Annotated in this window: 22 protein-coding genes; 7 read left to right on the plus strand and 15 right to left on the minus strand. The window is 68.8% G+C overall.

Annotation, left to right across the window (positions count from 1 at the left end):
• Window positions 1-15 precede the first annotated feature (15 nt).
• Both P1K88_RS15795 and P1K88_RS15800 read left to right on the plus strand, forming a co-directional pair.
• Window positions 16-1,218: a heme ABC transporter ATP-binding protein gene (locus P1K88_RS15795; protein ID WP_276414159.1), complete on the plus strand. Its 1,203-nt coding sequence runs from the start codon at window positions 16-18 to the stop codon at window positions 1,216-1,218.
• Between the two features lie 41 nt (window positions 1,219-1,259).
• Entirely contained in the window at window positions 1,260-3,614 is a 2,355-nt protein-coding gene (locus tag P1K88_RS15800; RefSeq protein ID WP_276411180.1) for a DEAD/DEAH box helicase, read from the plus strand.
• 1 nt (window position 3,615) lies between these two features.
• Here the strand turns inward: P1K88_RS15800 and P1K88_RS15805 are convergent, their stop codons facing one another.
• The gene (locus P1K88_RS15805; RefSeq protein WP_276411181.1) at window positions 3,616-4,479 is read right to left on the minus strand and encodes a mechanosensitive ion channel family protein; all 864 of its coding nucleotides are present in this window, start codon (window positions 4,477-4,479) and stop codon (window positions 3,616-3,618) included.
• A 106-nt stretch (window positions 4,480-4,585) separates the two neighbouring features.
• On the opposite strand from P1K88_RS15805, the gene P1K88_RS15810 reads away from it, so the two are divergent.
• The gene (locus P1K88_RS15810) at window positions 4,586-4,960 is read left to right on the plus strand and encodes a rhodanese-like domain-containing protein (protein ID WP_276411182.1); all 375 of its coding nucleotides are present in this window, start codon (window positions 4,586-4,588) and stop codon (window positions 4,958-4,960) included.
• 146 nt (window positions 4,961-5,106) lie between these two features.
• On the opposite strand, the gene P1K88_RS15815 is transcribed toward P1K88_RS15810, so the two are convergent.
• A complete protein-coding gene (locus P1K88_RS15815; RefSeq protein WP_276411183.1) occupies window positions 5,107-5,520 on the minus strand; it encodes an Lrp/AsnC family transcriptional regulator in 414 nt (137 codons plus the stop codon).
• 102 nt (window positions 5,521-5,622) lie between these two features.
• On the opposite strand from P1K88_RS15815, the gene carA reads away from it, so the two are divergent.
• Window positions 5,623-6,669: a glutamine-hydrolyzing carbamoyl-phosphate synthase small subunit gene (carA, locus tag P1K88_RS15820; RefSeq protein ID WP_276411184.1), complete on the plus strand. Its 1,047-nt coding sequence runs from the start codon at window positions 5,623-5,625 to the stop codon at window positions 6,667-6,669.
• 131 nt (window positions 6,670-6,800) lie between these two features.
• Here carA and P1K88_RS15825 read toward each other — a convergent pair whose 3' ends face one another.
• The 9 genes from P1K88_RS15825 to P1K88_RS15865 form a co-directional block, all read right to left on the minus strand.
• Complete coding sequence (locus P1K88_RS15825; RefSeq protein WP_276411185.1) at window positions 6,801-7,697, minus strand: EamA family transporter; 897 nt, start codon at window positions 7,695-7,697, stop codon at window positions 6,801-6,803.
• A 79-nt stretch (window positions 7,698-7,776) separates the two neighbouring features.
• Window positions 7,777-8,703, minus strand: coding sequence for a 2-dehydropantoate 2-reductase (locus P1K88_RS15830; RefSeq protein ID WP_276411186.1), 927 nt, complete (start codon window positions 8,701-8,703; stop codon window positions 7,777-7,779).
• 88 nt (window positions 8,704-8,791) lie between these two features.
• Window positions 8,792-12,034, minus strand: coding sequence for a carbamoyl-phosphate synthase large subunit (carB, locus tag P1K88_RS15835; protein ID WP_276411187.1), 3,243 nt, complete (start codon window positions 12,032-12,034; stop codon window positions 8,792-8,794).
• A 123-nt stretch (window positions 12,035-12,157) separates the two neighbouring features.
• Window positions 12,158-12,382, minus strand: coding sequence for a hypothetical protein (locus tag P1K88_RS15840; RefSeq protein ID WP_276411188.1), 225 nt, complete (start codon window positions 12,380-12,382; stop codon window positions 12,158-12,160).
• Window positions 12,383-12,558: 176 nt separating this feature from the next.
• Window positions 12,559-13,095: a DUF5815 family protein gene (locus tag P1K88_RS15845; RefSeq protein ID WP_276411189.1), complete on the minus strand. Its 537-nt coding sequence runs from the start codon at window positions 13,093-13,095 to the stop codon at window positions 12,559-12,561.
• 54 nt (window positions 13,096-13,149) lie between these two features.
• Window positions 13,150-13,920, minus strand: coding sequence for a DUF7847 domain-containing protein (locus P1K88_RS15850; RefSeq protein ID WP_276411190.1), 771 nt, complete (start codon window positions 13,918-13,920; stop codon window positions 13,150-13,152).
• A 52-nt stretch (window positions 13,921-13,972) separates the two neighbouring features.
• On the minus strand, window positions 13,973-14,389 hold the full coding sequence (locus P1K88_RS15855; RefSeq protein ID WP_276411191.1) for a DUF7124 domain-containing protein: 417 nt from the start codon (window positions 14,387-14,389) through the stop codon (window positions 13,973-13,975).
• Between the two features lie 51 nt (window positions 14,390-14,440).
• Window positions 14,441-14,659, minus strand: a complete 219-nt coding sequence (locus tag P1K88_RS15860) for a hypothetical protein (protein WP_276411192.1) — start codon at window positions 14,657-14,659, stop codon at window positions 14,441-14,443.
• A 49-nt stretch (window positions 14,660-14,708) separates the two neighbouring features.
• Window positions 14,709-15,959 (minus strand): NAD(P)/FAD-dependent oxidoreductase, encoded by a 1,251-nt coding sequence (locus tag P1K88_RS15865; protein ID WP_276411193.1) that lies wholly within the window; start codon window positions 15,957-15,959, stop codon window positions 14,709-14,711.
• Window positions 15,960-16,089: 130 nt separating this feature from the next.
• Between P1K88_RS15865 and P1K88_RS15870 the strand changes: the two genes are divergently transcribed.
• Window positions 16,090-16,692 (plus strand): DUF6149 family protein, encoded by a 603-nt coding sequence (locus P1K88_RS15870; RefSeq protein ID WP_276411194.1) that lies wholly within the window; start codon window positions 16,090-16,092, stop codon window positions 16,690-16,692.
• A 13-nt stretch (window positions 16,693-16,705) separates the two neighbouring features.
• On the opposite strand, the gene P1K88_RS15875 is transcribed toward P1K88_RS15870, so the two are convergent.
• The 3 genes from P1K88_RS15875 to P1K88_RS15885 all read right to left on the minus strand — a co-directional run bounded on the left by P1K88_RS15875 (window position 16,706) and on the right by P1K88_RS15885 (window position 19,537).
• Window positions 16,706-17,452: a hypothetical protein gene (locus P1K88_RS15875; protein WP_276411195.1), complete on the minus strand. Its 747-nt coding sequence runs from the start codon at window positions 17,450-17,452 to the stop codon at window positions 16,706-16,708.
• 51 nt (window positions 17,453-17,503) lie between these two features.
• Window positions 17,504-18,121 carry a hypothetical protein gene (locus P1K88_RS15880; protein WP_276411196.1) on the minus strand — a complete coding sequence of 206 codons (618 nt, stop codon included), beginning with the start codon at window positions 18,119-18,121 and terminating at the stop codon, window positions 17,504-17,506.
• 63 nt (window positions 18,122-18,184) lie between these two features.
• Complete coding sequence (locus tag P1K88_RS15885) at window positions 18,185-19,537, minus strand: NAD(P)/FAD-dependent oxidoreductase (RefSeq protein WP_276411197.1); 1,353 nt, start codon at window positions 19,535-19,537, stop codon at window positions 18,185-18,187.
• A 113-nt stretch (window positions 19,538-19,650) separates the two neighbouring features.
• Here P1K88_RS15885 and P1K88_RS15890 point away from each other — a divergent pair, with 113 nt between their 5' ends.
• A complete protein-coding gene (locus tag P1K88_RS15890) occupies window positions 19,651-20,526 on the plus strand; it encodes a homoserine kinase (protein WP_276411198.1) in 876 nt (291 codons plus the stop codon).
• 7 nt (window positions 20,527-20,533) lie between these two features.
• Here the strand turns inward: P1K88_RS15890 and P1K88_RS15895 are convergent, their stop codons facing one another.
• A complete protein-coding gene (locus P1K88_RS15895; protein WP_276411199.1) occupies window positions 20,534-20,749 on the minus strand; it encodes a hypothetical protein in 216 nt (71 codons plus the stop codon).
• 121 nt (window positions 20,750-20,870) lie between these two features.
• Between P1K88_RS15895 and P1K88_RS15900 the strand changes: the two genes are divergently transcribed.
• A complete protein-coding gene (locus P1K88_RS15900; RefSeq protein ID WP_276411200.1) occupies window positions 20,871-21,521 on the plus strand; it encodes an adenylate kinase in 651 nt (216 codons plus the stop codon).
• Window positions 21,522-21,561 lie beyond the last annotated feature (40 nt).

Genomic DNA, 21,561 nt, shown 5'->3' on the forward strand with positions numbered 1-21,561 from the left:
GCCGGCGAGTCGCCGATGCTCGACGTCCGGAACCTGTCGGTGTCGTTCGGCGACGTGCAGGTCCTCGCTGACGTCGACTTCACCGTCGACCGGGGGACGCTCGTCGGCCTCGTCGGCCCGAACGGCGCCGGCAAGACCACCACGCTTCGGACGCTCAGGGCGACGCTGACGCCCGACGAGGGGCGAGTCCACGTCGCGGGCAATCCGCTCGCGGACCGGTCGGCGAAGGCGGTGAGTCGCCTCGTCGCGAGCACGCCCCAGGCGACGACGCTCTCCTTCGACTTCACCGTCGAGACGGTCGTCGAGATGGGTCGGACGCCGCACCTCGGCCGATTCGAGCGCCTCGGCCCGGCGGACCGCGAGGCCGTCGAGTCCGCGATGGCGCGGACCGACGTGACCCGGTTCGCCGACCGACAGTTCACCTCGCTCTCCGGCGGCGAGCGTCAGCGCGTCCTGCTCGCGCGGGCGCTGGCTCAGGAGACGCCCGTGCTCGTGCTCGACGAACCGACGGCGAGCCTCGACATCAACCACGCCGTCCGGACGCTCGAACTCGTCCGTGCCCTCGTGGCCGACGGCAAGACCGCCGTGGCGGCCATCCACGACCTCAACCTCGCCGCGCGCTACTGCGACGAACTGCTCCTGCTCACCGACGGGAACGTCCGCGCCGCGGGCGACCCCACGTCGGTCCTCACGAGGGAGACGCTCGCCGACGCCTTCGACGCGGAGACGCTCGTGACCACGCAGCCGGGAACCGACGCACCGCTGGTCACGCCGCTGGCCGAGCGCGACCCGGCCGGGACGAGGGTCCACGTCGTCGGGACCGGGCGGCAGGCCGCGGCGGCCGTCGAGAGACTGGTCGCCGCAGGCATCGAGGTGTCCGTCGGCGTGGTTCCGGCCGGTGACGCCGCCGCCGAGCGAGCGCGGGAACTGGACTGCGAGGTGGTCACGGTCCCGCCCTTCGCCGGCATCGACGAGGGCTCGCGCGACCGGGCGATGGAACTGGCACGCGGGGCCGGGGCCACCGTCGTCGCCGGCGACGTCGGCGACGGGAACCAGGCCGTCGTCGAGGCCGCCCGTCGTCTCGTGGCCGTCGCGGGCGAGGGCGTCCCGGCGATAGACTCGACGCGGACCACGGTCTCGAGCGTCGAGGCGCTCCCGTCGGTCGTCGCGTCGCTTCCGGAGTCGGTTCCGGCGGCCGACCACCAGGCCCGTCGGTAACCAACAGCAAGACCGATACCGTTCGTGGCTGTAGGGCCGGCGTGGACGACACCATCGCGTGGCTCCGGACCCGACCGTACTACGAGGGCCAGATCGTCGACGAGCGGACCGTTCCCGGTCGCGACGCCCGGTTCGCCGACATCGACCTCGACCCGCGACTCGCGAGCGTCCTCGAGGACGAGGGCATCACGGACTGCTACGCCCACCAGACGGCCGCCGTCGAGGCCGTTCGGGACGGACGGAACGTCGTCCTCGCGACGGAGACAGCCAGCGGGAAGAGCCTGGCCTACACGGTTCCGGCCTTCGAGCGGGCGCTCGACCGGCGCGCGACGGCCCTGTACGTCGCCCCGCAGGTCGCGCTCATCAACGACCAGACCGAGACGCTCTCCGAACTCGCACAGGGCCTGGGTTTCGCCTCGGGCGTCTCGGTCGCCCAGTACACCGGCCGGCAGTCGACGTCGGAGAAGGAGGCCATCCGCGACCGCCAGCCCACGGTCCTGCTGACGACGCCGGACATGCTGCACTACGGCATCCTGCCCCACGCCCATCGCCTGTGGGACTGGTTCGTCGAGCGCCTAGAGACCGTCGTCGTCGACGAGGTCCACGGCTACCGGGGCATCTTCGGGAGCCACGTCGCGCTCGTGTTGCGACGGCTCCAGCGCATCGCCGAACGGTTCGACGCCGACCCGGAGTGGGTCTGCTGTTCGGCGACCATCGGGAACCCCGTCGAGCACGCCGCCGGCGTCACCGGCCAGCCCGAGGACTCGTTCGCGCTCGTCGACGAGGACACGAGCGCCAGCGGGCCGCGCCACTGGCTGCTGTGGAACCCGCCGGAGTACGAGGGTGGAGAGGGGTGGGGCAGCGGCCGCCGGAAGTCCAGCCACGTCGAGACGAAGAACCTGTTCGTCGACCTCGTGGCACGCGGGCTCCAGACGGTCGTCTTCGCCGGGTCGCGCCAGACCGCCGAGCGCTACGCCAGCGACAGCGCCGACGAGCTCCGGAGCCGCGGCCACCACGACCTGGCCGACGGCGTCGGCGCGTACCAGGCCGCGCTCACCGACGAGCGCCGGCGCGACCTCGAGTCGAGACTGCAGTCGGGGGACCTCCGTGGGGTGTGGTCGACCAGTGCGCTGGAGCTCGGCGTCGACGTGGGCGGCCTCGACGCCGTCCTCGTCGACGGCTACCCCGGCACGCGGATGCGGGCCTTCCAGCAAGCGGGCCGGGCGGGCCGGGGCACCGACCCGGCGCTCGTCGTACTCGTCGGCGGCGAGGACCAGTTAGACCAGTACGTCCTCCGGAACCCCGACGCGCTGTTCGAGACGGGGGCCGAGCGAGCGGTCACGAACCCCGAGAACGAACAGTTGCTCCCGGACCACGTGCTGGCCGCGGCGGGGGAGAACTGGCTCTCGCCCGACGACGACCGACACTTCGGCGAGACGTTCCCCGACGTGGTCGCGGACCTCGAGTCGGCGGGGAACCTCGACCGCCGGACCACCGACCAGGGGATCCGGTGGCTCTCGAACGCGCGGCCCCACCACGACATGAGCCTGCGGACCGTCGACGACCGGGAGGTGAAACTCGTCGCGAATGGCGAGGTCATCGCGCGCCTGCCGTTCGATGACGCCCTGCGCGACGCCCATCCGGGCGCGGTCTACCACCACCAGGGTCGGCGCTACGAGGTGACCGACCTCGACCTCTCGGCGGGCGTGGCCGAACTCGATCGGACCTGGGCGGACTACTACACGCGGGTGCTCCACGACAAGACGATCACCGTCGAGGCGGACCTCGACGAGCGCGCCCTGCCGGCCCGTGAGGACGTGCCCGTGCGGTTCGCGTCGGTCACGATGCGCAAGCAGATCACCGGCTACGAGCGCAGAGACGGGTCCTCGGGCGAGGTGCTGGGCCAGCGGACGCTCGAGTTACCCGAGACGAGCCTCGAGACCAAGGCGCTGTACTACACCGTCCCCGACGACCTCGAGACGCCGCTCCGGCGCGGCGACTACGAGCGGACCGGCGCGACCGAGACGGCCGCCGACGGCGGCGCGGGGGACTTCCCCGGGTCGATCCACGCCGCCGAACACGCGATGATATCGATGTTCCCCTTCGAGTACCTCTGTGACCGCGGCGACATCGGGGGCCTCTCGACGCCGCGACACCCCCATACCGGCGAGCCGACCATCTTCGTCTACGACGGCTACCCCGGCGGCATCGGGCTGACGCGGGCCGCCTACCGGGAGGTGGCCGGCCTGATGGACACGACGCTGTCGATGCTGCGGTCGTGTGACTGCGCCGACGGCTGTCCGGCGTGCGTGCAGTCACCGCACTGTGGCAACGCGAACGACCCCCTGGACAAGCACGGCGCGATACACCTGCTGGACGGGCTGACCGACGAGTGAGTCACGCCGGGGGGTCGGCTGGCTCGTGGACCGCCATCTCGCCCGAGACGGCGTGCTGGCTCGTCTCGCTGAGATCGATGCCCGCCTCGCGACACGCCTCGTGGACCCCGCGGATGAACGCCGAGCGCACTGCCGGGACCCGATTCCGGCGGTTGTTCGGCACCCAGACGCGACCCGTCATGAGGACGGACGTCGGCGCGAGTTCGCCGACGGCGACGACGGGACTGGGGTCCTCCGCGACGTGGTCCAGGTCGCGGGCCACGTTCCTGACGATAGATTCCAGCTCGTCGAGGTCGGTGTCGTAGCCGACGCCGAACTCGTAGGAGACGCCGATGGGCCCCGTCGCCGTCTCGTTGGTCACCGCGCTGGTCGCAAGGTCGGTGTTCGGGACGATAATCCGTTCGTTGTCGGGCGTCCGAATGCGCGTGACCCGGAGGTCGATGTCGACGACGACGCCGCGGTTGCCGTTCCACTGGATGGTGTCGCCGACGTTGATGTCCGGGTCCGTGACGATGAACGCCCCGGAGACGAAGTTGCCCAGCACGTCCTGGGCGGCCAGGCCGACGGCGATCGTGATACCGGCGGCAATGAGCGTCGATCCGGCGAGGGTGCCCCGGAACCCCGCGAAACTCGCCGCGACGACGACGGCGACGGCGACGATCAGGAGATGCGACAGACTGGTCAGCGCACTCTCCAGCGTCCGGTCGATGTTCGATCGGCCCAGCGCCCAGTGGATGGTCGGGACCACGACGAGTCGGCCGACCGCGTAGAGGAGTGCCGCGACGATGAAGAACTCGGCCCCGTCTTCGACGAGCTGGCCGTACGCCGAAGCGAAGTCCCCCCATCCCGGGTCCGGAATCTGCATACCCCTGCTTCAAACGCGGCCCACATGAATGTCAGGCGGCCGGGGCTCGGCCGTCGCGCGACAGCAAAGCGGGGCGGTTTTGTGCTCCGAATCCAATATTGGAGTGATGAACAGCGTTCGTCCGGACGAACTCGAGCGGTTGAGAGAGTCGTCGAACGGGGAGCAGCCATTCGTCCTCGACATTCGTCCGACGTCGGCGTTCGAGGCCGGGTCGATCGAGGAGAGCCACAATATCCCCGTCTACAACGACCTGCGTCGCGGCGACGACTCGGAACTCCGCGAGCGACTCGGCGAGGTTCCGACCGACAGGGACGTCGTCGTCGTGTGCAAGATGGGGGTGGTCGCGAAACGCGCGACCGGACTGCTTCTCGACGAGGGATACGACGCGGCGACGCTGCGGGGCGGGATGAGCGCCTGGAGCGGCTACCAGCGGGGGTCGCTGGGGTACAAACTCCGGTCGCTGCTCTGGAAGCTCAGGTGAGGACTGCGTTCGCTTCACTCGGTTCGCGGCGTCGCCGGTCGCCTGTCGAGGTCGCTGCGCGACCTCGCTATCGTTCAGCCGACGCGCTCGTCCAGGAGTAGCCTCAGTCGGCTAATCCTCACATCTGCGAGTCGGTTCGCTGCCGCTCACCCGACTCGCTCGTCCAAGATTAGCCTCGTCTTCGTACTCACGACCTCGTCCAGCTCCCGGGCCTGCGTGATGAGGTCGTTGACCGCGCCGGTGTCGGCGGCGTCGACGACCACGACGATGTCCTGTTCGCCCGAGACCTGCCAGACGAAGTCGACGGCGGGCCACTCGGCGATGTGGTCGGTGACGGCGGCCGTGTCGACGTCGACGTCGACGCCGATCTCGATCATCGCCTTGACGTTCCCGGTGCTCGTCGCGACGGTGAAGCGTTCGATGACGCCCTCGTCGACGAGTCGCTCGACGCGGTTGCGGACCGTCCCCTCCGAGGTACCTACCTGGTCTGCGATCTCCGTGTACGGGGTTCGGGCGTCCCGGCGGAGTATCGAGAGGATCTGGCTGTCGAGGTCGTCCATCGAGATGTGTGAGTACCGCACCCCCCGACTTGAGGATTACGAAATTCGTAACTCGTCTTCGAAAGTAACCCTTATCACCCAACATAGTATACGCTTCTCGTAATGGCTGACGCATACGTAGCGCTGGAGGGTGAGCGCGTCATCGAGGCCCGCGCTCGCGCCCCCGGGACCGCTCGCGGCGAAGTGGTGTTCACGACCGCATACACCGGCTACGAGGAGAGTCTGACCGACCCCTCCTACGAGGAGCAGATTCTCACGTTCTCGTACCCGCTGATCGGCAACTACGGCGTCCGGGAAGAGCGCTTCGAGTCCGACCGCGTCCACCCCCGCGGCGCGGTCGCCCGCGAGTTCACCGACGACGTCGCCGAGTGGCTCGAGAGCGAGGGCGTGCCGGCCGTCGACCACCTCGACACGCGCGACATCGTCACCGAGATCCGCGACGAGGGGGCGATGAAGTGTGGCATCGCGGCCGGCCCGGACGTGACCGAGGCGGACGCCCTGGCGGAACTGCGCGAGTGCAAGCACATGTCCGACCACACAGACATCGGGTCGCAGGTCTCCGTGCAGGACACTGTCGTCCACAACGCCGAGGGCGACGGTGCGACCGTCGCGCTGGTCGACTGTGGCGCGAAGGGCTCCATCGCCGAGTCGCTGGTCGAGCGCGACGCCGTCGTCCACGTCCTGCCCTACGACGCCACCGAGGCCGACGTCGCGGCCGTCGACCCCGACCTCCTCTTTGTCTCGAACGGCCCCGGCGACCCCGAGAACTTCGAGGCGGCCGGCGAACTCGTCGAGAAATACGTCGGCGAGGTGCCGCTGGCGGGCATCTGTCTCGGCCAGCAGGTCGTCGCGAACGCCCTGGGCGGACAGACCGAGAAGATGGAGTTCGGCCACCGCGGCGTCAACCAGCCGGTGCGTGACCTCCGCTCGAACAAGGTCGTGATGACGACCCAGAACCACGGCTACACCGTCGCCGAACCCGGCGACACGCTCGAGGTCACCCAGGTCAACGTCAACGACGACACGCCGGAGGGTCTGGAGAACGACGACCTGAACATCATCACCCGCCAGTACCACCCCGAGGCACACCCCGGCCCCCACGACTCGCTTGGCTTCTTCGACGACGTGCTGGCGATGACTGGTGAATAGCGAGGGCTCGAACGCAGTGAGAGGCCTGGGATAGCGAGGGGCTGAGCGCAGCGAAGTCCCTCGAACCGGAGGGAGCGGCCCTCGGATGGCGAGTGGGGAGCGAAGGGACTCGCGAGCAGCCCGACGCCCGCTCAGATAGTGATGAGGACCGCCCCGACGACGACCAGCAGCGCACCGACGACGACGCCGCGAGTGACTCGTTCGACGTCGCGCAGCAGGGCCGCCGAGAACAGGATGGTAAACAGCGGCGCAGTGGCTGCCAGCGGGTCGACGACCGCGACGCGACCGCCCTCCAGCGAGAGCGCGGTGAAGAACGCCAGCAGGGCGACGGCGGTCAGCACGCCGCTCCCCGTGAAGTACCTGAACGAGGCTCGTGGCGCGGAAATCACGTCGATGCGGCCACGCACCAGCGCGTAGGCCGCAAGCGCGGCGAGTGCGGCGGTCTCGTTGACCGCGACGGCCTGCAGCGGCGACGCGCCCGTGTCGACGAAGCCGAACCGCCGGAGGACGTTGCCGGCCGCGAAGACGGCCGCGGCCCCGATCGGAAAGAACAGGTCCCGCGGGTTCCAGCCCGACACGTCGCCCCCCTTCGAGTACGTGAGTACGACAAGGCCGCCCACGAGGACGACCACGCCGAGCGCGGTCAGCGGACCGAGTGGTTCGCCGAGGAACCCGAGCGCGAGGAGCGTCGCGAACAGCGGGCGGGTACTGATGCCGGCGCTGTTGATGCTCGCCCCGACCCGGTCGACGCCCGCGAACACGAAGATGCGCCCCACGGCCGTCCCGAACAGCCCCGCGACGGCGAACACGGCGACGAGTCGCGGCGTCAGCCCCGCGAACGGCGTCGGCCAGGAGCGGGCCGCCAGCGCGAGCCAGTACAGCGCGGTGTCGACGACGACCACGACGAGTGCCGCCTGGAGCGAGCTGCCGCCGGCCTCCATGCCCCGCTTGTCCAGAATCGGGCCGAAGCCCCAGATGACCGCCGGGACGAGCGCGAGCGCGTAGACGAGCAGCGGCGTCCCGGTCATCGCTGCATCACGCGGATGGAATCCATCGAGCGCCGGCGACGTCGGGACACCGGGACCGAGTGGACTGGCATCGTGGCCCTCACTCGTCGGCGAGCCGAGCCGCCCACGGGGCCAGCACGCCGGTCACGGCCTCGTTCATCGGCACCTCGACGTCGATGGCCGCGGCGTGGTCGACCACGGCCGCGTTGAGCGCCTCGAGTTCAAGGGACTTCTCGTGGGTCAGGTCGTAGTGCAGCGACGAGGAGGAGTCGGCGTCCAGGTCGCGGGCGAAGTCCAGCCACTCGTCGACGGTGTCGTCGGGGAGGGCGACGCCCTCGGCGCGGGCGACCGCACAGACCTCCTCGACGATACGGCGGTACATGGTCCACGAGGCGTCCGTCTCGCGGATAGCCCCCACCGGGAGGCGCGTGGCGGCGGTCATCCCGGACTGGGCGCAGATGAACGCGAACTTCCGCCAGAGTTCGACGTGGATGTCGTCGGCGAGGACGGCGTCGACCCCCACGCACTCGCCGAGGGCCGCGTCCAGCGCCTCGATGCGGTCGGTTCGCTCCCCGTCGAGTTCACCGTAGACGAACCGGGCTGGACCGCCGGTGTGTTCGACGACGCCTGGCGAGGCGATCGTCGAGAAGATGTAGGCGACGCCCCCGACGACGTGGGACTCGCCTACCGCTTCGGCGAGCCACCGCTCGTTGTCGACGCCGTTCTGCAGGGAGACGACGGCAGTGTCGTCGCCGAGCAACGGGTCGAGTTCCGTCGCGGCCTCGCGGGTGTCCTGGGCTTTCACACAGAAGAGCACGACGTCGACGGGGCCGATGTCGCTCGGGTCATCCGTCGCGGACAGGTCGACGGTGGTGTCGCCGGCGACGCTCTCGAGGACGAGGCCGTCGCGTCTGAGTGCCTCGAGGTGGGCACCGCGTGCGATGAGGTTGACCTCGTGCCCGGCGTCGGCCAGGCGCGCACCCAGGTAGCCGCCGACGCCACCGGCACCGAAGACTGCGAATTCCATGGGCGGGCTTCGCCGGCGCGTGGTGTAACTCTTGGCCCAGACCCGGAACGTGACGATGGGAGCCCGGTCCTCGGTGACCGCGAGCGCCTTACTCGCCGCCCCACTCGCGCGCGGTCTTCGGGCGCTCGCTGATGGCCTGCACGGCGAGAGGCTGGTCCTGGGAGTTGATGGCCTCGAGTGCGGCCTCTGCGCTCTCGATGGTCGAGAAGTACGTCACCGTGTTCTCGACGCAGGCCTCGAGCACGTCGCGGTTGCGCGAGGCCACGAGGTCGATCTCGTCGTTCTCGATTGCCTCGATGACGGCCTCGACGTCCGCGTAGTCGTCGAGGCTCTGCACGTCGAAGTGCTTCTCGTAGCCCAGCACGGGGAGGTCGACCAGCGCGGTCCCCGAAAGCGGGATGGGCTTGCCGACGCACATCTGGGCCTTCTGGTAGGCCTTGCCGAAGGAACCAGCGGTGCCCATGACCTCACCCGTGGACTTCATCTCCGGGCCGAGACGCGGGTCCGAGCCCGGCAGGCGGTCGAACGGCAGGACGACCTCCTTGACCGAGACCTGCTCGGGGATCTGTTCCTCGACGTCGAGTTCGTCGAGGGAGGCACCGGCCATCACCTTCGCGGCGAGTTTCGCGATGGGGACGCCTGTGGTCTTTGCGATGAACGGGACAGTGCGCGAGGAGCGCGGGTTCGCCTCCAGCACGTACACCTCGCCGTCGCGCACGGCCAGCTGGACGTTCAGCAGGCCGACCGTGTCCAGCGCGTCGGCGATGTCCTCGGTGACCTCGCGGATGCGCGGCATGACGTCCTTGATGTCCTGGGAGCGCGGCGGAATCATACACGCCGAGTCGCCGGAGTGGACGCCGGCGGTCTCGACGTGCTCCATCACGCCGCCGATGAGGACGTCGTCCTCGTCGGCCACGGCGTCGACGTCGAGTTCGACGGCGTCGGCGAGGAACTCGTCGACGAGGATCGGCTTGTCCGGGGAGACGCGAACGGCCTCCTCGATGTAGGTCTGGAGGTCGTCGTCGTTGTAGACGACGTCCATCGCGCGGCCGCCCAGCACGTACGAGGGGCGCACGAGCACCGGGTAGCCGATCTCGTGGGCGAGGTCCAGCGCCTCCGCCTCGGAGGTGGCGGTGCCCCCCTCGGCCTGGGCGATGCCGAGTTCGTCCATCAGCTTGTTGAAGCGGTCGCGGTCCTCGGCTAAGTCCATCGCGTCGACCGACGTCCCGAGAATCTCACAGTCGAGGTCGCGGCGCTCGAGTTCCTGCTCTAACGGGTGGCCGATGTCGACGGAGGTCTGGCCGCCGAACTGGACCATCACGCCGTCGGCCTCCGTCGCTTCGATGACGTCGGCGACCTCCTCTGCGGTGACCGGTTCGAAGAACAGGCCGTCGGAGGTGTCGTAGTCCGTCGAGACCGTCTCGGGGTTGTTGTTGACCACGTGGGCCTCGATCCCGGCTTCCTCGAGTGCCTGGACGGCGTGGACCGAACAGTAGTCGAACTCGACCCCCTGACCGATACGGATGGGGCCGCCGCCGACGACGACGACGCTCTCCAGGTCGCGGTCGATCATCAGTTCGTCACGGTCGATACCCGAGACGGGGTCCCGCGTCGAGTAGTAGTACGGCGTCGTTGCCCTGAACTCGCCGGCGCAGGTGTCGACCAGTTTGAAGTCGCGGTCGGTGGTCTGCGTCTCGACCGTGTCGACAGAGATCCCGGCCCCGTCGGTCGCGGCCTCAACCGCTTCCTCATCTTCGTCGTCGACCGCCGGGAGCCAGGAGGCGTGGGTGTCGTTGAACTCGCCGCCCGCGAGCGCGGTGATCTCCTGGTCGGTGAACCCGGCCTGGGCGGCCGTCTCGAAGTCGCCGTGCTGGGCGGCCTCGGCGGCGTCGGCCACTTGCTCGAACCGCTCGACGTACCACTCCTCGATGTCGGTGAGGTCGACGATCTCCTCGACGGTGTAGCCGCGGTCGAACGCCTCGAACATCGCATAGGGGCGGTCGGGCGTCGGCTTGACGAGATACTCCGACTCGAGTTCGTCGTCGTCGACCTCGTTCCAGTCGACGGCGGGGTCGTACTCCGAGGAGCGCAGCGCCTTCAGGAGGCTCTCGGGGAAGGTCCGGCCGATGGCCATCGCCTCGCCCGTCGATTTCATCGCCGTCGTGAGTTCGAAGTCGACGTCGCGGAACTTGTCCTTGGGCCAGCGCGGGACCTTCGTGACGACGTAGTCGATGGCTGGCTCGAACGCGGCGGTGGTCTCGCCGGTGATCTCGTTCTCGATCTCGTGGAGGCGCTTGCCCATCGCGACCTTCGCGGTCACGCGGGCGATGGGGTAGCCCGTCGCCTTCGAGGCCAGCGCCGAGGAGCGGGAGACGCGGGGGTTGACCTCGACGACGCGGTACTCGCCGCCGGGCGTGCCGTCGTCGCGCCAGGCGTGCTGGATGTTACAGCCGCCCTGGATGCCGAGTTCGCGGATGACCTTCAGCGCCGAGTTGCGCATCTCCTGGTGGGCCTCGTCGGGGATGACCTGGGAGGGCGTTACGACGGTGGACTCCCCGGTGTGGATGCCCATCGGGTCGATGTTCTCCATGTTGCAGATGATGATACAGGAGTCGTCGGCGTCACGCATCACCTCGTACTCGAGTTCGACCCAGCCCTCGATGGACTCGGTGATGAGCACCTCGCTGTTCCGGGAGAGGCGCAGGCCCTTGCGTACGCGCTCGACGAGTTCTTCGAACTCGTGGACGACGCCGGAGCCCGAGCCACCGAGCGTGTAGGTCGTGCGGGCGATGACCGGGAGGCCGCCGACCTCGTCGACGGCGTCCTCGACGCGCCCGCGGAACGCCGCCTCGTCGAAGTCCGTCACGGACTCGCCCTCGTCGAGCGAGATGGTGGTCGACGCGGGGACCGGTTCGCCAATCGACTCCATCCGCTGGCGGAACAGGTCGCGGTCCTCCGTCGCGTAGATGGTGTCCAGCGGCGTCCCCATCACCTCGACGTCGTATTCCTCGAGGACGCCCTCCTCGGCGAGCTCGGCGGTGACGTTGAGGCCGGTCTGGCCGCCCAGGCCGGCGATGACGCCGTCGGGCTGTTCCTTCCGGATGATCTCGCTTATGGCCTCGGTGTTGATGGGTTCGAGGTACACCTTGTCGGCCATCTCCGGGTCGGTCATGATGGTCGCGGGGTTCGAGTTCACCAGGACGACGCGGGCGCCTTCCTCCTGGAGCGCCCGGCAGGCCTGCGCACCGGAGTAGTCGAACTCTGCTGCCTGTCCGATCTTGATCGGGCCACTCCCGATGAGCAGGATTGTGCGGTCTTCCTCGGCTGTCATTACCCGACTCGAGCCCACACATCGTAATAAGCCCGGCGAAATGGTACGAGTCTCGAAGCCCGATTTCGAATTTCGTAATGCGAGTCCGTCACACGGGGCAGATTCACACCCGCCCGGCCAGAGTCAGTTGTCGAGGAACCGGTACCGATATGGCTGCCCCTGGATGACCTCCACGTCGTCGGTCTGGGCGCGCCGACCCAGTACCGTCGCGACGCGGTGAGCACTCTCGAACTCCTCGTCGTGTTCCGACAGCACCTCGAGTATCTCCCGGGCAGTCATGGGCTCATCCGCGTCGGCGTCTTCGAGCACGGACCGGATGCGCTCGAACTCGCCATGACGTATGGCCATATACCCATTCAGGGCCTCATACACCATATAACACCGTCAGACAACCGTCGTACGGCGGTTTCGGCGAAACCGACAGACGGCGGGGTGGCAGCCCGTGTCATACGAAGACGACAATCGTCTGAAATTTTGTCGGCGATAGACCGGGGGTCCGCCGGGGGGCAGTCCCGACCCGGGGCTCAGATGGCGGTGTCGTGACGGTCGTCGAAGTTCCGTTCCCGGCGGTACTGGTCGACGAACGCCGCCACGTCGAACTGGAGCATCTGCCGTTCGAACTCGCTCATCACGGCGTCGTCCTCGGCGTGACTGACCGCGTGTTCCATCAGCTCGACGAGCAGTTCGACGACGATCTCGTGGAGGCGTCGCGAGTCGAAGTCGGTCACCCACGCCATCGCGAAGCCCACGGCGCCGTCGTCTGCGGCGTCGGCAACGGCGACCTGGTCGGGGAACTCCTCGATGACGACGCCCATCAGGTGGGCCATCGTGAACTCGTCGTGGTCGTCGGCCGGTTCGATGGTCTCGGTGAGTATCTCCGCTAAGAACTCGGGGACGAAGCGGGCCAGCGGATGGGCGTCCAGGACGACAGCGTGGGTCCCCCCGCAGTCGCAGTCGAACTCCCGGATGCCCATGTGGAGGTCGTCGTGGGTGTCGACCACCTCGCCACAGGGGAGTTCGAGTTCGGACTCGCGGCCCCCGGGAACGCGCGGTTCTGCCATTGCCAGAGTGTGGGTCCTCGCGTGGTTAAAGGCCGCGATACCGACCGGCAGGGGTCAGAACGCCTCGTCGATAGACGGAGCGGGGCCGGGAGCCTGGCCGGCGGCGACCCGTCGGTAGGCGCTGGTCACGACGGCGATGCCGAAGACGGTCACCAGCTGCGAGAGCGCCGTCGTCACCAGCGTGACCGCGAGCGACTGGCCCGGGATCCCCACCAGCTGGAGCGGCAGCGACACGACGACGCCCAAGACGAACAGCACCGCCGCCAGTGCGAGGACCGGGACGGCGTTGTCCGTCACCAGGCGGATGCTCTCGCGGATCGCATCGATGACGCCACTGTCGTTCAGCGCGATCTCCTGGCGGACGAAAAAGAACAGGAGGGCGAGGACGACCCCGGGGAAGACGAACACCAGCGTCCCGAGTGCGACGGCGACGGCAGTCAGCACGGCGGCGGCCAGCGCGGTCACCATCGTCGGTCCCAGGTCAGCCGTGACCGCCGGGTCGAAGACGTCCGCCTCGCTGGCAAACAGGCGGATTGCGAGGATACGGAGGATTTCGCCGACGGCAAACAGCACGACGAGCAGGGCCAAGACGGCGCCGAGCGAGAGGTCGAGCGCCAGCGGCGACTCGGCGGACACCGCCGGCGGTGCCTGGGTCGCTCCCGGGAACACGCTGGCCAGCGACCGGTCGATGGCGGGAGACGCAGACTGCCAGAGGACGGTGTTGAGGAAACTGTAAACGAGGAAGACGCCGAGGACCGTGACGCCGCGCCGGCTCAGGAGGTCGTCGAGGCCGTCCGCGAGCGCGGCACCGACTCGGAGAGTCATGTCACATTCGGCGCGTGACGGAAAGATAAATCTGGCTTTACGTCGCCCGTGCTCAGGGCCAGTCGTCGCGCCGTTCCTCCTCGTCGTCCGTCGCGTCGGGTGCCCGAGGTTCGCCCAGTTCCCATCCCGCGGCCGCCGCGGCGTCCTCGACGGGCAGGTACTCCCATCCGGCCGACTCGGCCAGTTCGGCGTCGTCGGCGCCGGTGCCGACGAAGACGTGGCGGTCGGTGTCGAACTGGTCTCTGACGTTCGTGAGACTCTCCTCGCGGCCGCGGGGGCCCGAGAAGAAGTCCTGTCGGATGCGGTGTTTCCGCGTGAAGTTCGTCACCACGTAGGTAGGCTGTTCGGAGATGACGCCGACGTACTCCGACCACTGGCGCGCGTCGGTGAACACGCTGTCGGGATAGGCCAGTTGCTTGAGGGCGTCTAGGTCGAACGCGAGGGTCATGTCGCCGCTGCCGCCGTCCATGTCTCAGAGAGTGGGGCCGGCGGAAAAAAGCGCGTCGTTCTCGAGAGCGGGTCAGTCCCGGTCGCGCTCTTCGCGTTCGAGCATCGCCGCCTCCCGCTGGACGGCGGCCAGTTCCCGCTCTGCCGCTGGATTACCGCCGCCGTGGCCCGTCAGGACCGAGGCGTCCAGGACAGACCGGACGAAGCCGCCGTCGTCGCCGTCCTCGGCGTCCGGGTCGGACCTCTCCTCGGGACGGCGGCCCCACAGGTGTTCGAGGAGCGAACGGAGCATACGCGAACTACGGACGGGAGCGAGAAAACGGTGACGACGGCGTCGGGGCCTACTCGGCGGTGGCGGGCGCGGCCTCCTTGACGGCCTCGAGGTCGACTTCCTTCTCTAGGAGCATCTCCTTTTTCTCGGCGACCAGACGCTCCTCGCGGATGAGCTTCTTGAACTTCGACTGCTGGGAGAGGTCACCGATGAGCACGCCGCCGATGAGCTGGCCGTTCTCGAAGGCGAGACGGCGCCACTCGCTGTCGGAGTACTTCCGCGCGGCCTCGTCGTCACCGCGGGCCGGGTGGCCAAAGGAGAGGAACGGGAAGTCGAAGTGCGTGATCGAGTACGAGGAGACCCAGCGGAACTCGCGTTCCTCGCCGTCGGCGACCATGTTCTGGCCGGCGACCGAGCCCTGCTCTTTCGCCGATCCCCACGCGCCGTTCTGGGCGCGGGCGTTCAGGATGGTGTCGTAGAACTGCGTGATGTCCCCCGCCGCGTAGACGTCCTCGGCGGCGGTCTGCATGTACTCGTCGACGACGACGCCGTCGTCGAGCTCGATGTCGGTGCCGCCGAGGAACTCCGTGTTGAAATCGAGGCCGATGGCGACCCCGGCCCACTCGCCGTCGTAGTGGTTACCGTCGGGGTCGACGGCACCGGTGACGTGGCCGTCGTCGTCGACCTCGAAGTGGTCGACGCCGGACTCGAAGACCGGTTCGACGCCGTTCTCGCGCAGGGCGTCGTGGATGATCTCCGCGCCGTCTTTCGAGAGCGCGTAGCGCCACCAGCGGTTGCCACGCATCAGGTACTTCGCGTCGACTCCCTGTGCGGCACAGACCGCCGCCAGGTCGATTCCCAGCAGGCCGGCGCCGACGATGATGCCCTGCTCGGCGTCCTCGGCGTGTTCGGCGATGCGGCGGGCGTCCTGGAACGTCCAGAAGTGGTCGATACCGTCGGCGTCGGAGTTCTCGACGGGCAGCTGGGCGGGCGTCCCGCCGGTGGCGACGAGGAGCTTGTCGTACTCGTAGGTGTCGCCCGTGTGGGTGTTGACCTCGTGAGCGTCGGTGTCGATGTCGGTCACGTGGGTGTTGAGCTGCAGGTCGATGTCGCGGTCGTCGTACCACTCGGGGTCGTGGATGGAGATGGGGGCCTCGGGGAGCTTGCCCTTCGCGAACTCCTTGATGAGGATACGGTTGTACAGCGCCTCGCCCTCGTCGGTGAGGACGGTCACTGACGCGTCCGGGTCCTTCTCCCGGATTGTCTCGGCCGCGGAGGCTCCCGCGATGCCGTCACCGATAATCACGTGCGACGTGCTCATGCACGACGGTAGAGGATAGGGCCTAATGTGGATTGCTATCTGGGTATCGTTTGCGAGAGCCCACAGAGGGCGGTCGAGAGCGGGTAGAGTCGAGGATTTCAAGACCACACGGTCCATAGTCCGGGGCGAGATGAAGCTCCACCAGAACCCGCGCCACTGGGCGAGCAAGAAGGCGCTGACCACCCCCGGCATCCGGTCGGTCGCCAACTACGGGCTCGTGAAACTCCACACCAAGATATTCCTCGGGAAGGCCGACGAGGCCCGCCGGGAGGAACGGCGCGACCATCTCGACGACTTCTTCGACGCCACGATGGACACCTACGTGGCGGCGCTCCAGGCCGACTACTCCGAGGCCGAGGCCCGCGAGATAACCCACCTCCAGGCCAACTTCGACTTCTACAACCACGGGTGGACCGAGATGATGGAGATCCCCGTCGACGAACTCGAGACCCACTACGAGCGCTACGCCGACTTCTTCGAGACACACGACATCACCATCGACGACCCGCTCGGAGCCTTCGCGCCGGCCGACGGCGTCACCGAGGCCCCATCGACCCCCGAGCGACTCGACGACCCAGAGCACCCCCACGCCGTCGGCGGGTTCGCCGACGACGTCTACGTCGAGACGGAGGACGGCGACGTGGTCGTCGGCGGGACCGAGGAACCCGAGGACGTCAGCGTCACCGACTCGCCGGTCGTCGACGACGACGTCGAGAACGCCCGGAGCGACTGAGCCGGGGCCCCGCTCACCGGGAGCGTTCCGCGCCACGGACGTCGATGACGAACGGCGCCTGTAACGCGACGAGCCGTCCCCCCTCGTGGAAGCCGTGGACCCCGAACGAGTAGATGCCCTCCACGGCGTCGATGCTGACGGTCCGCCGGACGGACCGCTCGGCGGGCGTCTCGTTCGCGGTCCCGTCGTCCGTCGCGTTCGCGGCCTCGGTTCGCTCGCCCGCCTCCCCGTCCGCGGTCACCGTCGGCCCTGGCGACGCCTCGCCGTCCGACCCGAGCGCGAGCGTCCAGGTGACCACCTCGTCGGCGCCGACCGCGAGTCTCCTGTCGCGGCGCCCCTTCGCGAGGACGTTCCAGCCGCCCGGGTCGTTCCGAGCGAGCAGCCACCGCCCGATCCGTGTCTCGAAGGCTGTCGTCGAGCGGTTCGTGAGGGTAAACGAGAGCGCGTCGTCGGCGCGTCGGGCCGGGCCGAGGACGAACGGATTCTGGTCGGGGTACAGCTCGAGGCCGCCCGAGTAGGCCCGCGGCGAGCAGACGTACACGTCCGCGTCGCCGGGGAGCAACGGACAGCCCAGCGACGAGGGGAACTGGAAGACCGACACGGGGGTCGAGGCGGCCGTCGCCACCGTCGCTCGCTCGTCGTCGGTGGGGACCGGCGCGGGCGTGACCGAGCGCCTGCGCTCCGGCGTCGTGCGCCCGGGACACCCGGCCAGGGCGCCGAGCGAGGCCCCCACCGACGCGAGCAGTGCTCGACGACGCATACGTCCCGTAGACGGTCCAGCAGTATGGGTTGCTCGCTCCGTCCGCCGGGCTCACCCGTTCGAGACGACGTCGAACATGGCGAGACACTCGGAGTAGAGCGACGAGGCGTCCCCGACCGTCTGGACGCCCAGGGCGTACCGCCCCGGCGAGAGGTCGGCAACGACTGACTCGATGCGGTCGGTGCTGTAGTGTTCGACGGTGTCAAGCACCCAGTAGAACCGCTCGCCGGATTCGAGGCGGCGGACCGGGTCCCGCCCGGCGGCCGTCGCGACGCTCGTCCACTCGTCCCCGCGCTTTCGCAGGAGGTGCCAGCTGTCGGCGAACACCGAGAGGGCCCCGCTGGCGGTCCACTGGAGCGTGAACCGCATCGGCGTGAGGAGGCGGCCGCCGTCCAGGCGTGCGACGGCCCGATCCGGCGTCAGTCTGAGGCTGGCGTCCGATGGCTGGGTGTGTGAACAGACGGTCTGGTGGGTGCGGTGGTCGATGGTCGGACAGCCCTCCGTCGCGAAGCGGCGGCGGCCGACGCCGGGCGTCGATTCCTCGGTCGGCACCGGCGCGGGGGTCACCGTCTCCCGGTCCGCCGGGTCGTCGCTCCCGCGGCCGGCAGCGAAGCCGCCACACCCGGCGAACAGACCTGTCACCCCAGCGAGGAACGCGCGGCGTCGCATACCCGGCGTACGGACCGAACCCTCAAGAGTGCCATGTTCCTGCGGGAGTGGGTGCGGTGGGCGCTACTCCCGGCCGACCGACTGCTCGACGCCGGGCGCGGTGGGCTCCTGCTCTGCGATGCGGTCGGCACACTCGTAGCCGGCGACGATGGCGCCGTTGAGGCTCCGCTCGGGGTACTGCGCCCGGGAGGCCATCCCGGCGTAGTAGACGCCCTCGGCCACCGCCTCGCCCAGGTCGTAGGGGACGACCATGTCGAGGTAGCCCCGCTCGTACACCGGCGCTGTCCGGGGGTTGCGCGCCGTGCGGACCCAGTTGACCGACTCGCGGTCGAAGTCGGGAAAGAGGTCCTCGATGCCCGCGAGCCACGTCTCGCGAACCGCGTCGTCGTCCTGCTGCCAGATGTCCTCCGTGGGCTCCTGGACGTAGCGGGCGACGTAGAGCAGGTGCTCGCCGCCGTAGCGCTCGGCCGGGACGAAGTTCGTGTGCTCGATGAGCGCGCCGAAGGGCGCCTCGTCGGCGATGTTGAGCCAGTAGGTGTCAAGCAGCGACTCGTCCATGCTGACGACCGAGCAGACGGTCCCCTGGAAGTCGATGTCGCAGGGGTAGCCCGTCAGGTCCTCGAGGACGTTCGGCATCGTCGCGACGACGACGCCGTCGACGTCGAGGGTCCGGGTCCCGTCGTCGCTCGCTGCGGTCAGGGCCGAGGCGCGGCCGTCCGTCGTCTCGAGGCCGGTGACCCGCGTCCCCGACTCGACGTGCTCCGGGCCGACGGCGTCGACCAGGGCGTCGAGCAGGCGGCCGAACCCGCCGTCGAGATAGCCCAGGATCTCGCCGTTCAGGATGTCCCGTTCGCCCCGGAACTTCACCCGGCCAAGGAGCCACGCGGCGCTGACGTCGTCTTTCCGGTCGCCGAACTTCGCGTCCAGCAGCGGTTCGAAGAAGTTGTCGTAGACCCCCCGCGTCGTGTGCTCGACGACGAACTCCTCGATGGGGACGTCCTCGTAGTCCTCCAGGCGCTCGTAACTGTCGAAGGAGGGGACGCCGCCCCGGACGTCGACGTCCAGGACGAGCATCCCCAGGCGGAACGTGTCGTACAGCGAGAGGTGCGGGTAGGCCAGGATCTCCCAGGGGGTGTCCATCGGGTGGACGACGCCGTCGACGTAGTAGGCGTTCTCCCCGACGCGCCACGCCACGTCGTCGCCCAGGCCAAGTTCCGCGGCCAGTTCGACGATGGTCTCCTCGGACTTCGAGAGGTGGTGGTAGAACTTCTCGATGGGATCGCCGGCCGTCTCGTAGACGGCGGCCAACCCGCCCAGGTCGTCGCTGGCCTCGAACACCCGGACCTCGTGGCCGCGCTGTTGCAGCCGATAGGCCGCAGCCAGTCCGGCGATGCCGCCGCCGACGACGCCAATCATACCCCGGGATACCCGGGGCCCGCGGATTTACCTTGTGTTTTTGGGCTGTCACCCCGTGGCCGGGGTTGAAGCGGTTCGCTACCTTTTTGCCGTCACTGGAAAAATTCGCAGGCATGCTGACCGTCCGGGCGCCGGCGACCAGCGCGAACCTCGGGAGTGGCTTCGACGTCTTCGGCGTCGCGCTGGAGCGGCCGGCGGACATCGTCCGCCTCTCGAAGGCCGACCGGACGACGATCGAGGTGGTGGGCGCGGGGAGCCAGTTCATCCCCGAGGACCCGGAGAAGAACACCGTCGGTGCCGTCGCAGAGGCCCTCGAGGCGCCCGCACACATCCAGATAGACAAGGGGGTCCGCCCGGCCTCGGGGCTCGGGTCCTCGGCCGCCAGCGCCGCCGCGGCGGCCGTCGGCCTCAACGAACTGTACGACCGGGGGTACACGCGCGAGGAACTGGTCCCCGTCGCCGCGAAGGGCGAGGCCGTCGTCTCCGGGGACGCCCACGACGACAACGTCGCGCCCTCCATCATGGGCGGGTTCACCATCGCGACGCCCGACGGCGTCACCCAGGTCGACGCGGACATCCCGCTGGTGGCCTGTCTGCCGGACATCGTCGTCTCGACGCGGGACGCCCGCCGGGTGGTCCCCGAGCAGGCCCGCGTCGAGCAACTGGTCGAGACCGTCGGGAACGCGGCGACGCTGACGACCGGGATGCACCGGGACGACCCCGAACTGGTCGGCCGGGGGATGCACGACACCATCGTGACCCCGGCACGGGCGAAGCTCATCGACGGCTACGCACAGGTCCGGGAGGCCGCGCTCGCGGCGGGCGCGACCGGCGTCACCATCTCCGGGGCCGGTCCCACCGTCATCGCGGCGTGTCACGCCGGCGACCAGCGGGCCATCGCGAGCGCGATGCTCGACGCGTTCGGCGACCGGGGTGTCGACGCCCGCGTCTACCAGACGCACATCGGGTCGGGCGCGGAGCTGTTCTGAGGCGCGGCTACCAGAATCCCAGGTCGCGCTCGCTGGGCGTCTCGTCCATCGGGGTGTCGCAGTCGGGGCAGGTGTCCCGCTCCTCGACGATGAACGTCCGCTCGCAGTCCGGGCAGGTACGCAGGATAGTCGTCGTCGGTTCCGGACCGTCGTCGGTGCCGTCCGTTTCCTCCTCTGTACCGTGGAAGAGCGTCAACACTTGTCGAAGCAGCGAGGACCCCATCACGCGTAGAATTGTTGACTGTACTGATATTCTTTTTGACCGAATTGATCCGGGTGCGGCGACCGACTGACACCGGCGCGGTTTGGACAACCATTTAACCGGCGCCCGAGAACCGGCGACTATGTCGAACCCGCGAATCCTGATTCTGGGCCCGCCGGGAGCGGGCAAGGGGACACAGAGCGCGAACATCGCCGAGACCTACGGCGTCGAGCACATCACGACCGGCGACGCGCTCCGCGCGAACAAGGACATGGACATCAGCGACATGGACACGGAGTACGACACCCCCCGCGAGTACATGGAGGCCGGCGACCTCGTGCCCGACGCGGTGGTCAACGCCATCGTCGACGAGGCGCTGAACTCGGCCGACGGCTTCGTGCTGGACGGCTACCCGCGCAACCTCGAACAGGCCGAGGAGCTCGAGGACATGACCGACCTCGACGTGATCCTCTCGCTCGAGGTCCCCCGCGAGGAACTGGTCGACCGCCTCACCGGCCGACGGGTGTGTGACGACTGCGGCGCGAACTTCCACGTCGAGTTCAGCCCGCCCGAGGAACCGGGCGTCTGTGACGAGTGTGGCGGCGACCTCATCCAGCGCGACGACGACAACGAGGAGTCCGTGCGCAACCGCCTGGACGTCTTCGACGAGAACACGGCGCCGGTCATCGCCCACTACGAGGACCACTCCGGATTCGTCGCTATCGACGGCGAACAGGCGCCAGACAGCGTCTGGGCGGATATCCGGGCCGCCATCGACGCCGAGACGGCCTGATATCGCTCGCGAACGAACAGTAAAAACTTGATAAGCCGCC

This window comes from Haloarcula halobia (assembly GCF_029338255.1).
GTDB classification, from domain to species: domain Archaea; phylum Halobacteriota; class Halobacteria; order Halobacteriales; family Haloarculaceae; genus Haloarcula; species Haloarcula halobia.